This is a genomic window from Bradyrhizobium sp. CCBAU 53338 (genome assembly GCF_015291665.1).
Classification (GTDB): Bacteria; Pseudomonadota; Alphaproteobacteria; order Rhizobiales; family Xanthobacteraceae; genus Bradyrhizobium.
Map to the genome: position 1 here is coordinate 3002014 of NZ_CP030048.1, position 12438 is coordinate 3014451.

Sequence of the window (12438 nt, forward strand, 5' to 3'; positions counted from 1 at the left end):
AGGGCCGCCCACGGGCGGCCCTTCATCCATCCTCACAATTGTCGTCGTCTTGAACGCAGCTGCGCGCTGGCGCGACCCAAGATCATCAGACGCAACCGGATTGCGCACGCCATCGCCTGCGCCAATCTCGGCGCACAACCATGTCGGGCAGGGCAGGCGATGTCTACTCTTGAGACCACCATCCGTCCGAAGGCCCAATCCGGCGAGTGGAAGGCGATCGTCATCCTGATCCTGCTCGTGCCCGTGCTGTGGTCGCCGCTGATCCTGTTTCGCTTCGTGCTGTTTCAACCGTTCAATATTCCGTCCAGTTCGATGGCCCCGACGCTGGTCGTCGGTGACTACGTCTTCGCCGCCAAATTTGCCTATGGCTATGGCCGCTATTCGATTCCCTTCGCACCGTCGTTCATCTCCGGCCGTTTCCGTGCCGCCGATCCCGCCTATGGTGACATCGTCGTCTTCACGACGCCGAAGGACACCACGGTCGACTATATCAAGCGCGTCGTCGGGCTTCCCGGCGACCGCATCCAGATGCGCCAGGGGCAGCTTGTCCTCAACGACATCCCGGTGGCGCGCGTCGCGCTGAAGGAGACGTTCGCCGGCTCCGCCTGCGGCGGCGAGGTCGGTGCCAAGGTCAAGCGCTGGCGCGAGACGCTGCCGAACGGAGTGAGCTACGTCACCTACGACTGCATCGACGGCGGATTTCTCGACGACACGCCGGTCTACACCGTGCCCCCTGGCCACTTCTTCGCGCTCGGCGACAACAGGGACAACTCGACCGACAGCCGTATGATGTCGGCGATGGGCTTCATCCCGATGGACAATCTCGTCGGCAAGGTGACGCGAATCTTCTGGTCGCTCGATTCCGAAGGCGAGCTCCGTGCGGAGCGGCTGGGGAAGGCGGGATGAGAGTGTGCCCCCAAGCAAAAACCCCGGCATCGCTGCCGGGGTTTCGCATTTCGTATCTTGCCTGAATGGCCGGACTTAGAAGTCCATGCCGCCCATGCCGCCGCCCGGGGGCATCGCGGGACCGGCGCCGCCCTTCTTGGGCAGCTCGGCGACCATGGCTTCCGTGGTGATCAGGAGCGCGGCAACCGAAGCTGCGTTCTGGATCGCGGTACGGACCACCTTGGTCGGGTCGATGATGCCCTTCTTGACGAGGTCGGCATATTCGCCGGTCTGGGAGTCGAAGCCGTAATTGTAGGCTTTGTTCTCCAGGATCTTGCCGACGATCACCGAGCCGTCTTCACCGGCGTTGATCGCGATCTGGCGAGCGGGGGCCGACAGCGCCTTGCGCACGATCTCGACGCCGGTCTTCTGGTCGTCGTTCTTGGTGCGCAGGCCCTTGAGCTGCTCGGAGGCACGGAGCAGGGCGACGCCGCCGCCCGGGACGATGCCTTCCTCGACGGCCGCGCGGGTCGCATGCATCGCGTCATCAACGCGATCCTTGCGCTCCTTCACCTCGACCTCGGTCGCGCCGCCGACGCGGATCACCGCGACGCCGCCAGCGAGCTTGGCCAGACGCTCCTGGAGCTTCTCGCGGTCGTAGTCCGAGGTGGTCTCCTCGATCTGCGCCTTGATCTGGGCCACGCGCGCCTCGATGTCGGCCTTCTTGCCGGCGCCGTTGACGATCGTGGTGTTCTCCTTGTCGATCATCACCTTCTTGGCGCGACCGAGCATGTTGAGCGTGACGTTCTCGAGCTTGATGCCGAGATCTTCCGAGATCGCCTGGCCGCCGGTCAGGATCGCGATGTCCTGCAGCATGGCCTTGCGGCGATCGCCGAAGCCCGGAGCCTTGACGGCCGCGACCTTCAGGCCGCCGCGCAGACGGTTCACGACCAGGGTCGCGAGCGCCTCGCCTTCGACGTCCTCGGCGACGATGACCAGCGGCTTGCCGGTCTGCACCACGGCCTCGAGCAGCGGGAGCAGCTCGTTCAGCGAGGAGAGCTTCTTCTCGTTGATGAGGATGTAGGCGTCGTCCATCTCAACGCGCATCTTGTCGGCGTTGGTGACGAAGTAGGGCGAGATGTAGCCGCGGTCGAACTGCATGCCCTCGACGACGTCGAGTTCGGTCTCGAGCGACTTGGCTTCCTCGACGGTGATGACACCCTCGTTGCCGACCTTCTTCATGGCGTCGGAGAGGAACTTGCCGATCTCCTGGTCGCCGTTCGCCGAGATGGTGCCGACCTGGGCGATCTCGTCGTTCGAGGTGACCTTCTTGGAGTTCTTCTGCAGGTCCGCAACCACGGCCTCGACCGCAAGGTCGATACCGCGCTTGAGGTCCATCGGGTTCATGCCGGCGGCAACCGACTTGGCGCCTTCCTTCACGATCGCCTGGGCGAGCACGGTCGCGGTGGTGGTGCCGTCGCCGGCCGCGTCGGCGGACTTCGAGGCGACTTCGCGCACCATCTGCGCGCCCATGTTCTCGAACTTGTCGTCGAGCTCGATCTCCTTGGCGACGGTGACGCCGTCCTTGGTGATGCGGGGAGCGCCGAACGACTTGTCGAGCACGACGTTGCGGCCCTTCGGACCGAGCGTGACCTTCACCGCGTTGGCGAGAACGTCGACGCCGCGCAGCATCTTGTCGCGCGCTTCAACCGAGAATTTGACTTCTTTGGCTGCCATCTGGATTTTTCCTTGAGGTGTATGACTGGAGGGAGAGAGGGGCTGTTAGGCCGCCTTCTTCTTGGAAGCGGGGACGTCGAGGACGCCCATGATGTCGCTTTCCTTCATGATCAGCAGGTCTTCGCCGTCGATCTTGACTTCGGTGCCCGACCACTTGCCGAACAGCACGCGGTCGCCAACCTTCAGGTCGATCGGAACCAGCTTGCCGGCTTCGTCGCGGCCACCCGGGCCAACGGCGACGACTTCACCCTGGGAGGGCTTTTCCTTGGCAGTGTCGGGGATGATGATGCCGCCGGCGGTCTTCTCTTCTGCGTCGATGCGCTTGACCACGACGCGGTCGTGAAGCGGACGGAATTTCATGCAGCTCTCCTAAGCATTTGCACGAGTTGATGATTTCAACGTGTTAGCAATCTGCGCCAGCGAGTGCTAGCGCAGGCGGAGCTGAAATAGGACAGGAAATTTGCGGGGGCAAGGGCTTCTAGCAGAAAAATTGGCGCTCTGAAGGCCCGCCTGCCAGAATCTCTTTACCATCGTTAACCGAATGCCGGAGGCCTCTCCGAGGCCCCTTCGGGGCCGTATTAGCACGGAGCGCGCTCTGCTGCTAAAGCATTGAATTTCAACAACTTGTTAAACTTTTAGGCTTGAGATGAATTGTCAGTTTGCGTCACATTTCTCTCATGTGAGCGCATCTCCGCCGGGTGGCTCGTAAGCTGCGTACCGGATCAAGCCACCCCAGAAATGCGCTCCTGCAAAGGAGGTTGGCATGGGACTGCGGGTTGGGGGCGTTTCCGAAGACTTCCGGAAACAGATGCTGGGCTACGGGCTGACGACGGCGCAGATCCTCTACCGGATGCCGGATCATCCCTCGCTGCTTCAGACCTACGTCTGGCAGAACTACGACATGTTTCCGAAATTCCCCGCGCTGAGCGACTTCCTCGCGTTCTGGCAGGAGAAGCTCGACGGTCCGCTGCATTCGGTGACCGTCGCGCATTCCAAGCTGATCAAGCCGGCCGAGCTGCGCGCCGTGGACGGAGTGTTCCGGCTGCATTGACGGCGAGATGCCGTAGGGCGCAGTTGCGAAGCGCAATCCGCCGCTGTCTGAAGGGCGGCGGGGTACGCCTGCGGCCAACCGCCCTACGGCTTCCGTTTCTGTGCTAGCCTCCCCCCATAACAACAGGGAGGCGGCCCATGGCCAAGAAAACAAAATCGCGTAGCGCAGCGGTAACCGCGGTGAAGAAGCGTAGCGGCACCAAGCCCGCGGCCCGATCATCAGCGCGCAAGACGGTGAAGTCGAAAGCGCGTGCGACGACAGCCAGGGTCGCGACGAAGAAGCCCGCACGCCGCAAGCAGCGCATCGCCATCAGCCATCACCGCGAGGAGGATTTCAAAGCCGACGGCCTGCGCGCCTACGCCAAGTACCGCGACCTCGGTATCGCCGCCGCGAGCGATGGCTTGGCGCAAGCTCATGTCATCCGCTTGCAAGGTCCCTGCGATCCGGCTGAAGTCTCAAAACTGCACTTCCACGACGTCGACTTCCAGATGGTCTATGTTCTGAAGGGCTGGGTGAAGACCTACATGGACGGGCAGGGCGAGACGATGATGCTGGAAGGCAGCGCCTGGACCCAGCCGCCGAAGATCAAGCACATGATCCTGGATTATTCCGACGACGTCGAACTGCTGGAAGTGATCCTGCCGGCGGAGTTCAGGACGGTCGAGTTGAAGGCGTAGAGCGCAAGTCTCTCCGCCCGTCATTCCGGGTTCGCGACTTCGTCGCGCTCCGGAATGACGGTCTGAGAGATACCTACGTCAACACCCCCACGATAGCCCCCATCAGACACGTCGTCAGCGTCCCCGACACGATCGACTTCAGACCCAGCGCGTTGATCTCGTCGCGCCGCTCCGGCGCCATCACGCCGAGCCCGCCGATCATGATGCCGAGGCTGGCGAAATTGGCGAAGCCGCACATGGCGTACAGCATGATCAGGCGCGAGCGCGGATCGAGGGTGCCAGGCGGCAACTTCGAGAAGTCGACATAGGCGACGAGCTCGTTGAGCACGGTCTTGGTGCCCATCAGGCTGCCGGCGGTGACGGCCTGGTCCCAGGGCAGCCCCATCAGCCAGCACACCGGCGCCATGATCAGTCCCAGCACGCGCTGCAGCGAGATCGCGGCGCCGCCAATATCAGGCAACAGTCCGAGCACCGCATTGGCGAGATAGACCAGCGCCACCAGCACCAGGAGCATCGCGACGATGTTGATCAGCAGCTCGATCCCGGCGCCCGTGCCTTTCACGATCGCGTCCATGGTGCCGGAGACCGCCATTTCGGGGTCCTCCAGCGCCCCGCCGGTGCGCTTGTCGGAGGTCTCGGGGATCATGATCAGGCTGACGAGGATCGCGGCCGGCGCGCCCAGCACGGAGGCGATGACGAAATGCGCGGCCGCATCGGGAATAAGAGGAGCAAGGAGCGTCGCATAGAGCACCAGCACGGTGCCGGCGATGCCGGCCATGCCGCCGGTCATCACCAGAAACAATTCGCTGCGCGACATCTGCGTCAGATACGGCCGCACGAACAGCGGCGCCTCGACCATGCCCAGGAAGATGTTCGCGGCGGTCGAGAGCCCGACTGCGCCGCCGACCCCCAACGTGCGCTCCAGCAGCCAGGCCATGCCGCGCACGATCGGCGGCAGCACGCGCCAATAGAACAGCAGCGTCGTCAGCACGCTCATGACCAGCACGATCGGCAGCGCCTGGAACGCCAGGATGAAATCGGCGCCCGGCACCTTCAGGTCGAAGGGCAGGGGGCCGCCGCCGACATAGCCGAACACGAAGGAGGAGCCGGCGCGCGAGGCCGCCGAGATGGCGCCGACCGCGTCGTTGATGGCGCCGAAGGCATGCGCCACGAACGGCACCTTCAACAGCACGATCGCGGTCGCGAAGGTGACGACGAGGCCGACCAGCGCCTGGCGCAACGAGACCGCGCGGCGATTCTCCGCGAGCGCAAACGCGATCAGCAGCAATGCGAAAACGCCGAGTGTCGATTGCAGCCGCAGCATGATGTCCCCAAACCCCCAATGATTATGGCCGCGCGTGCGTTGCAAAGGCAATGCCGGGAATATTGCTCGCCGTCCCGCTGTTGACATCCAGGTCCGTGTCGGCCACCCGGGGAGCATTACCGACGTCAGGGGCGGACCATCCGAGCGTGACCGAACAGGCGATGTCTGAGCAGCCAGTATCCGTCAGTCCGCCGGTCAGCGCCGGTGAGCTTCTCCGCGCCTTCCTGTTCTTCCTGCTCTCGCGCAGCCTGTCACGCTTTTCCAGCCAGATCGCGGCGGTGGCGATTGGCTGGCAGATCTACGACCTCACCGGCTCGGCCTTCGACCTCGGCATGGTCGGGCTCGTGCAGTTCGCGCCGACGGCACTGCTCGTCTTCGTCGCCGGGCATGCCGCGGATCGTTTCGAGCGCAAGCGTGTGGTCCAGCTCTGCCAGCTCGTGGAAGCGGCGACCGCGCTTTATCTTGCCGCGATCACCTATCTCGGCGCGGTCAGCGAAGTCCAGATCTTCATCGCGACCTTCGTGCTCGGCATTGCCGGCGCCTTCGAGAGCCCGACCACCGCGGCGCTGCTGCCGCTGATCGCACCGCAAGGATCGCTCCAGCGCGCGACGGCGGTGGCCAGCGGGGCCGGTCAGGTCGCGACCATCACCGGGCCCGCACTCGGCGGCTTTGCTTACGCGATCGCGCCGCATCTGGCCTATGCCCTGATGTTGGTGTTCTGGATAGTCGGGATGATCCTGACCGGGTTTATCCAGCCGCGCCCGCAGGCGGTCGCCAAGGAGGGGACGGACGAGGACAACATCTTCGCCGGCGTCCGCTTCATCCGCCAGAGCCCGGCGATACTCGGCACCATCTCGCTCGATCTGTTCGCGGTGCTGTTCGGCGGCGTCACCGCGCTGCTGCCGATCTATGCCCGCGACATCCTCCAGACCGGCCCGGTCGGGCTCGGCGTGCTCCGCGCCGCACCGGCGGTTGGTGCGCTCTTGATGACCACGATCCTGGCGCGCCACTCGATTGCACGGCACGTTGGCCTGCGCATGTTCCAGGCGGTGATCGTGTTCGGCATCGCCACCATCGTGTTCGCGCTGTCGTCCTGGATGTGGCTGTCGGTGCTGTCGCTCGCCGTCTTGGGCGCCGCAGACACGATCAGCGTCGTGATCCGCTTTTCGCTGGTGCAGCTCGCCACCCCCGACGAGATGCGCGGCCGCGTCGGCGCGGTCAACTTCCTCTTCATCAACGCCTCGAACCAGCTCGGCCAGTTCGAGAGCGGCGTGACGGCAGCCCTGTTCGGCGCCATGCCGGCGGCCGTGCTCGGCGGCGTCTGCACGGTCGCGGTGGCGCTGCTCTGGATGAAGCTGTTTCCCAGCCTGCGCCGGGTGGAGAGCCTGGAGTAGGGAGCCAGGCTTCGACATGGCCGATATTGCGGCGCCTGGCCAACGAATGTCAAAAGAGTATCGGTTCGGCATCTGAATCGTGGTGGCGGCAGCGTCTGCCACCCGATACGGTTTCGACCAATAGCTAGAGCTGAGCAAAATTCAGCCATCGGGGACAAGCCCAGACGTTCATAAACGGGCCGGCCCAGGAGGGAACGGATATGGAACCAGACCTGGAAGTCGTCCAGATTCGGCGCGGCGAGTCGTTCAAGGCTTGGTCGCACGGCTATCCCTTCCACACGGTCAGGTGGCACTTTCATCCGGAATACGAAATCCATCAGGTCGTGGCGACGAGCGGCCGTTATTTCGTCGGCGATTTCATCGGCCAGTTCGAGCCGGGCAATCTCGTGCTCACTGGGCCCAACTTGCCGCACAATTGGGTGAGCGACGTGCCGGCGGAAATGACGATCCCGCTGCGCGGACGCATCATCCAGTTCAGCGAAGAATTCATCGGCGACACGATGAGGTTGATGCCCGAGCTGTCGGGTCTCGCCGCGCTGCTGGAATCCTCCCGACGCGGCGTCCTCTTTGCCGGCAGCACGAGCAAGGAGCTTGTCCCGCTGATGGAGGAGATCGTGTCAGCGAAGGGCGTGCGCCGGATCGAGCTGTTCATGATGATTCTGGGGACGCTCTGCCGCGCCCGAGGCGCGCTGCCGCTCTCCAGCCCGAACTATCTGCCAGATCCGTCCGGCTACATGTCGGCGGGCATGAACAAGGCGCTCGCCTTCATCCGCGAGAACCTGACGCAGCCGTTCAGCGAAGCCGATCTCGCCGCGATCGCCGGCCAGTCGCAAAGCGCGTTTTCGCGCTCGTTCCGCCGGCACACGGGGATGTCCCTGGTGCAATACGTCAAGCGGCTCCGCATCAATCTCGCCTGCCAGATCCTGATGAGCGACGAGCACGCGTCCATCACCGACATCTGCTTCCAGGTCGGATTCAACAATCTCTCCAATTTCAACCGCCAGTTCCTGGCCGAGAAGGGCATGCCCCCTTCGCGCTTCAGGCGATTGCTGGCGGACAACATCAACGCGGCACGCGCCGCCTAACCGGGAGGAGCAAGGGAGGAGGACGATTACGGGAAGAATGACGCGGGCGCGCCGATGGCGGCCTGCGAAGGAGATCGTCTGTCCGGAAATTCCGCGTGGCTTCGGAGGGTATCGGCACTGAGCGCCGTCGTCATCCGGCTGCGGAAGCTGGGATGACGCGTCTCGAAGAGATCCACGAGCAGCACTTTAACACCCAGTTTCCGAAAGGGAAGTCCGAATGACAAAGCCCTCGCTCAAGACCATTTGCTCTGCCGCTCTCGCCCTGTCGCTACTCGGCGCAACGGCCATGTCCTCGCGTGCCGCGGAGGTGAAGGATGCGACCGTCGCCTTCCTGATGCCCGACCAGGCCTCGACGCGCTACGAACAGCACGACTATCCAGGCTTTGCCGCCGAGATGAAGAAACTCTGCGGCAGCTGCAAGGTCGTCTATCAGAATGCCAGTGCGGACGCTGCGCGCCAGCAGCAGCAATTCAACTCGGTGATCTCGCAGGGCGCCAAGGTGATCGTGCTCGATCCGGTCGACTCGGCCGCGGCCGCTTCACTGGTGAAGATGGCACAGTCCCAGGGCATCAAGGTGATCGCCTATGATCGCCCGATCCCGGACGCCAAGGCCGACTTCTACGTCTCCTTCGACAATGAAGGCATCGGCAAGGCCATCTCGGAATCGCTGGTCAAGCATCTGAAGGACGCCAAGGTCACGCCGAAGGAGGGCGAGGGTGTGCTCCAGATCAATGGATCGCCGACCGATGCCGCTGCGGGACTCATCAAGAAGGGTATCCACGCCGGCCTCGACAAGAGCGGCTATCCGATCCTCGCCGAATACGACACGCCGGACTGGGCGCCGCCCAAGGCGCAGCAATGGGCGAGCGGCCAGGTCACCCGCTTCGGCAAGAAGATCCTCGGCGTCGTCGCCGCCAATGACGGTACGGGCGGTGGCGCAATTGCCGCTCTCAAGGCCGCCGGTGTCGATCCGGTGCCTCCGGTGACCGGCAACGATGCGACGATCGCCGCGCTTCAGCTCATCATCGCCGGTGATCAGTACAATACGATCTCCAAGCCCAGCGAGATCGTTGCAGCCGCTGCGGCCCAGGCGGCGGTGGAATTCCTCTCGGGCGGCGCGCCCAAGGCGGAAACCACGCTGTATAATACGCCCTCGAAGCTGTTCATTCCGGCTGTCGTGACCGCGCAGAACCTGAAGGCGGAGATCATCGACAAGAAGATCCAGACCGCCGATCAGCTCTGCACGGGCAGATACGCCGCCGGATGCAAGAAACTCGGCATCACGCAGTAAGCGAAGCAGCATCCCGGCCGCTCAATGCGGCCGGGATGAACGAAGGGAAGGCGGACGCGGCCATGTCCACGATCTCGGATGTCGATCACCCGCAGGAGGGGCCAGGCGAACTGGTCCTGAGGCTGCGCGGCATTTCCAAGAATTTCGGTGCCGTGTCCGCCCTTGCCGACGTCGACCTCGACGTGCATGCCGGCGAGGTGGTGGCGCTCGTCGGTGACAACGGCGCCGGAAAATCCACGCTGGTGAAGATTCTGGCCGGCGTGCACCAGCCCACCTCCGGGACGATCGCCTTCGACGGCGAACATGTCATCCTGTCCGATCCGGCCACGGCGCTTGGTCTCGGCATAGCCACCGTTTTCCAGGATCTGGCACTCTGCGAGAACCTCGATGTGGTCGCCAATATCTTCCTCGGCCGCGAGCTCAATCCCGTGAGGCTCGACGAAGTGTCGATGGAGATCCGGGCCTGGACATTGCTCAACGAATTGTCGGCCCGCATTCCCAGCGTGCGCGAACCCGTTGCGTCGCTGTCGGGCGGACAGCGTCAGACCGTGGCGATCGCGCGTTCGCTGCTGACCGAGCCGAAGCTCATCCTGCTCGACGAGCCTACCGCAGCGCTCGGCGTCGCGCAGACCGCGGAGGTGCTCGACCTGATCGAGCGCGTGCGCGCCCGCGGCCTCGGAGTCATCGTGATCAGTCACAACATGGAGGACGTGCGCGCCGTCGCCGACCGGATCGTGGTGCTGCGCCTCGGCCGCAACAACGGCGAGTTCGGACCTGACGTCTCCAACCAGGATCTCGTCACCGCCATCACGGGGGCCGACGAGAACTCGGTCTCACGGCGCGCGAGCCGACGCGGCGCGCAGTCGTCGCGGGAGGTGCCGATATGACCGACGATACGCAACAGGTTTCGACGGCGCGGTTGCTGGACCGTCGCGACGAGCGCGTCGCGCATGCGGACACGCTCGGCGGCACGATCGGCGCCTTCGTCGACCGCGTGCGGTCGGGCGACCTCGGCTCTCTGCCGGTGGTGGTCGGCCTGCTGATCATCTGCACCGCATTCCAGAGCCTCAACCCGGTCTTCCTGGCGCCGGACAATCTGGTCAATCTGCTGTTCGATTGCTCGACCGTGGGCGTCATCTCGCTCGGCATCGTTTGTATCCTGATGGTCGGCGAGATCGACCTCTCGGTCGGCTCGGTGAGCGGGTTCTCTTCGGCGCTGGTCGGCGTGCTCTGGGTCAATCAGGATTGGCCCGTAGCGTTGGCTATCGTCACGGCGCTGGTGCTGGGCGCCGCGATCGGCGCCCTCTATGCTTTCTTGTTCAATCGCCTCGGCATGCCCAGCTTCGTCTCGACGTTGTCAGGCCTGCTGGCGTGGCTCGGCCTGCAACTCTATCTGCTCGGCTCGACCGGCTCGATCAACCTTCCTTACGGATCGCCGCTGGTCAATTTCGGCCAGATGCTGGTCATGCCGCCGATCGTGTCCTATGCGCTCGCGGCGCTCGCCGGCGTGGTCGTATTCGCGACGGGCTACCGCATGGCTGCGCGCAGGCGAGCGGCGGGACTGTCTGCAAGTTCGCTCGGTCGCCTTCTGCTGAAAGGCGCGCTTGTTGTCATCGTGCTCGAATTCGTCGTCTACTATCTCAATCTCGCGCGGGGCGTTCCGTGGATGTTCGGCCTGTTCGTCGGCTTGTGCGCGGTCATGAACTACGCGCTGAAGCGGACCAAATGGGGCCGCTCGATGAGCGCGGTCGGCGGCAATCGCGAGGCCGCCCGTCGTGCCGGCATCAACGTTCGCCGCATCCATGCAAGCGCCTTCATGCTGTGCTCCACGCTGGCCGCCGCCGGCGGTATCCTTGCCGCCGCGCGGCTTGCATCGTCCAGCCAGCAGGCCGGGACGGGAGACGTGAACCTCAACGCCATCGCAGCCGCGGTCATCGGCGGCACCAGCCTGTTTGGTGGCCGCGGCAGCGCCTATTCCGCGCTGCTCGGCATCATCGTCATCCAGTCGATCGCCAGCGGCCTCACGCTGCTCGATCTCTCTTCGTCGCTTCGGTACATGATCACGGGCGCCGTGCTTGCCGTTGCGGTCATCGTCGACTCGCTGGCGCGACGCTCGCGTGTCTCCCATGGCCGCGCCTAGAGCGTTTTCAAGCGAAGTGGATACCGGTTCGCGTCAAGAAAACGCGTCAAAACAAAATCTAGAGCCCCGTTTCCATCGAAACGGAAAGGGCTCTAGACAACTCCAACAAGGGGACCGACCGTGGGCCAGGAACTTGCAGGAAAAGTTGCCGCGATCACCGGCGCCGCCTCGGGCATCGGTCTCGAATGCGCCAGGACGATGATCGGAGCCGGCGCGCGCGTCGTGCTGGTCGACCGGGCGGAGGATGCTCTGAAAAGCGTCTGTTCCGATCTTGGCGACAACGCGATCCCGCTGCGTATCGACCTGACTGACGCTGCTGATATCGCCGGTATGATGCCGAAGGTGCTGGAACGGGCAGGGCGGCTCGACATCTTCCATGCCAACGCCGGAACCTATGTCGGCGGCGAGGTGCTTGGCGGCGATCCCGACGCCTGGGACCGCATGCTCAACCTCAACGTCAACGCGCTGTTCCGCTCCATCCACGCGGTGCTGCCCCACATGGTCGAGCGCAAGAGCGGTGACATCATCGTCACCAGCTCGATCGCCGGTCTCGTCCCCGTCGTCTGGGAGCCGATCTACACCGCCTCGAAACATGCCGTGCAGGCTTTTGTCCATACCGTGCGGCGGCAGGTCGCCAAATACGGCCTGCGCGTCGGCGCCGTGGCGCCCGGCCCGGTCGTGACCGCGCTCATCAGCGACTGGCCGAAGGAGAAGCTCGAGGCGGAAATGGCGGCGGGTGGACTGATCCAGCCGACCGAAGTCGCACAGGCGGTGCTCTTCATGTTGACCCGTCCGCGAAACGTCACGATCCGCGACCTCGTGATCCTGCCGCAGAGCAACGATCTGTAACGCTT

At 64.2% G+C, this 12438-nt stretch carries 12 protein-coding genes; 9 read left to right on the forward strand and 3 right to left on the reverse strand.

The genetic code is table 11. The annotated features are described in order from the left end of the window. Nucleotides 1–159: 159 nt before the first annotated feature. Nucleotides 160–906 (forward strand): signal peptidase I, encoded by a 747-nt coding sequence (gene lepB / locus XH90_RS13900; protein WP_194482007.1) that lies wholly within the window; start codon nt 160–162, stop codon nt 904–906. 75 nt (nt 907–981) lie between these two features. Here lepB and groL read toward each other — a convergent pair whose 3' ends face one another. Together groL and groES are read right to left on the reverse strand one after the other, a co-directional pair. Beyond that, on the reverse strand, nt 982–2622 hold the full coding sequence (gene groL, locus XH90_RS13905; RefSeq protein WP_060736470.1) for a chaperonin GroEL: 1641 nt from the start codon (nt 2620–2622) through the stop codon (nt 982–984). Between the two features lie 45 nt (nt 2623–2667). Next, nucleotides 2668–2982, reverse strand: coding sequence for a co-chaperone GroES (gene groES, locus XH90_RS13910; protein WP_128951016.1), 315 nt, complete (start codon nt 2980–2982; stop codon nt 2668–2670). A gap of 403 nt (nt 2983–3385) precedes the next feature. Here groES and XH90_RS13915 point away from each other — a divergent pair, with 403 nt between their 5' ends. Both XH90_RS13915 and XH90_RS13920 read left to right on the forward strand, forming a co-directional pair. Then, nucleotides 3386–3673: an usg protein gene (locus tag XH90_RS13915; RefSeq protein ID WP_194482008.1), complete on the forward strand. Its 288-nt coding sequence runs from the start codon at nt 3386–3388 to the stop codon at nt 3671–3673. 137 nt (nt 3674–3810) lie between these two features. Further along, a complete protein-coding gene (locus XH90_RS13920; protein WP_194482009.1) occupies nt 3811–4350 on the forward strand; it encodes a cupin domain-containing protein in 540 nt (179 codons plus the stop codon). A gap of 73 nt (nt 4351–4423) precedes the next feature. Here the strand turns inward: XH90_RS13920 and XH90_RS13925 are convergent, their stop codons facing one another. Continuing rightward, complete coding sequence (locus XH90_RS13925; RefSeq protein WP_194482010.1) at nt 4424–5674, reverse strand: NupC/NupG family nucleoside CNT transporter; 1251 nt, start codon at nt 5672–5674, stop codon at nt 4424–4426. A gap of 161 nt (nt 5675–5835) precedes the next feature. Between XH90_RS13925 and XH90_RS13930 the strand changes: the two genes are divergently transcribed. The 6 genes from XH90_RS13930 (at nt 5836) to XH90_RS13955 (ending at nt 12433) form a co-directional block, all read left to right on the forward strand. Beyond that, nucleotides 5836–7068, forward strand: a complete 1233-nt coding sequence (locus XH90_RS13930) for an MFS transporter (RefSeq protein ID WP_194482011.1) — start codon at nt 5836–5838, stop codon at nt 7066–7068. Between the two features lie 200 nt (nt 7069–7268). After that, a complete protein-coding gene (locus XH90_RS13935; protein WP_194482012.1) occupies nt 7269–8153 on the forward strand; it encodes an AraC family transcriptional regulator in 885 nt (294 codons plus the stop codon). A 217-nt stretch (nt 8154–8370) separates the two neighbouring features. After that, the gene (locus tag XH90_RS13940; RefSeq protein WP_194482013.1) at nt 8371–9444 is read left to right on the forward strand and encodes a sugar ABC transporter substrate-binding protein; all 1074 of its coding nucleotides are present in this window, start codon (nt 8371–8373) and stop codon (nt 9442–9444) included. A gap of 62 nt (nt 9445–9506) precedes the next feature. Then, complete coding sequence (locus XH90_RS13945; protein ID WP_194482014.1) at nt 9507–10331, forward strand: ATP-binding cassette domain-containing protein; 825 nt, start codon at nt 9507–9509, stop codon at nt 10329–10331. Next, entirely contained in the window at nt 10328–11584 is a 1257-nt protein-coding gene (locus XH90_RS13950; protein WP_194482015.1) for a sugar ABC transporter permease, read from the forward strand. The genes XH90_RS13945 and XH90_RS13950 overlap by 4 nt, the downstream gene beginning before the upstream one ends. A gap of 120 nt (nt 11585–11704) precedes the next feature. Beyond that, nucleotides 11705–12433: an SDR family oxidoreductase gene (locus XH90_RS13955; protein WP_194482016.1), complete on the forward strand. Its 729-nt coding sequence runs from the start codon at nt 11705–11707 to the stop codon at nt 12431–12433. Nucleotides 12434–12438: the final 5 nt, after the last annotated feature.

Excerpts from the sequence above, each read along its gene's own strand:
- XH90_RS13940 (WP_194482013.1), top strand. The coding sequence starts at position 8,371 with ATGACAAAGCCCTCGCTCAAGACCATTTGCTCTGCCGCTCTCGCCCTG.
- groES (WP_128951016.1), bottom strand. The coding sequence starts at position 2,982 with ATGAAATTCCGTCCGCTTCACGACCGCGTCGTGGTCAAGCGCATCGAC.
- XH90_RS13920 (WP_194482009.1), top strand. The coding sequence starts at position 3,811 with ATGGCCAAGAAAACAAAATCGCGTAGCGCAGCGGTAACCGCGGTGAAG.
- groL (WP_060736470.1), bottom strand. The coding sequence starts at position 2,622 with ATGGCAGCCAAAGAAGTCAAATTCTCGGTTGAAGCGCGCGACAAGATG.
- XH90_RS13930 (WP_194482011.1), top strand. The coding sequence starts at position 5,836 with ATGTCTGAGCAGCCAGTATCCGTCAGTCCGCCGGTCAGCGCCGGTGAG.
- XH90_RS13950 (WP_194482015.1), top strand. The coding sequence starts at position 10,328 with ATGACCGACGATACGCAACAGGTTTCGACGGCGCGGTTGCTGGACCGT.
- lepB (WP_194482007.1), top strand. The coding sequence starts at position 160 with ATGTCTACTCTTGAGACCACCATCCGTCCGAAGGCCCAATCCGGCGAG.
- XH90_RS13925 (WP_194482010.1), bottom strand. The coding sequence starts at position 5,674 with ATGCTGCGGCTGCAATCGACACTCGGCGTTTTCGCATTGCTGCTGATC.
- XH90_RS13915 (WP_194482008.1), top strand. The coding sequence starts at position 3,386 with ATGGGACTGCGGGTTGGGGGCGTTTCCGAAGACTTCCGGAAACAGATG.
- XH90_RS13935 (WP_194482012.1), top strand. The coding sequence starts at position 7,269 with ATGGAACCAGACCTGGAAGTCGTCCAGATTCGGCGCGGCGAGTCGTTC.
- XH90_RS13945 (WP_194482014.1), top strand. The coding sequence starts at position 9,507 with ATGTCCACGATCTCGGATGTCGATCACCCGCAGGAGGGGCCAGGCGAA.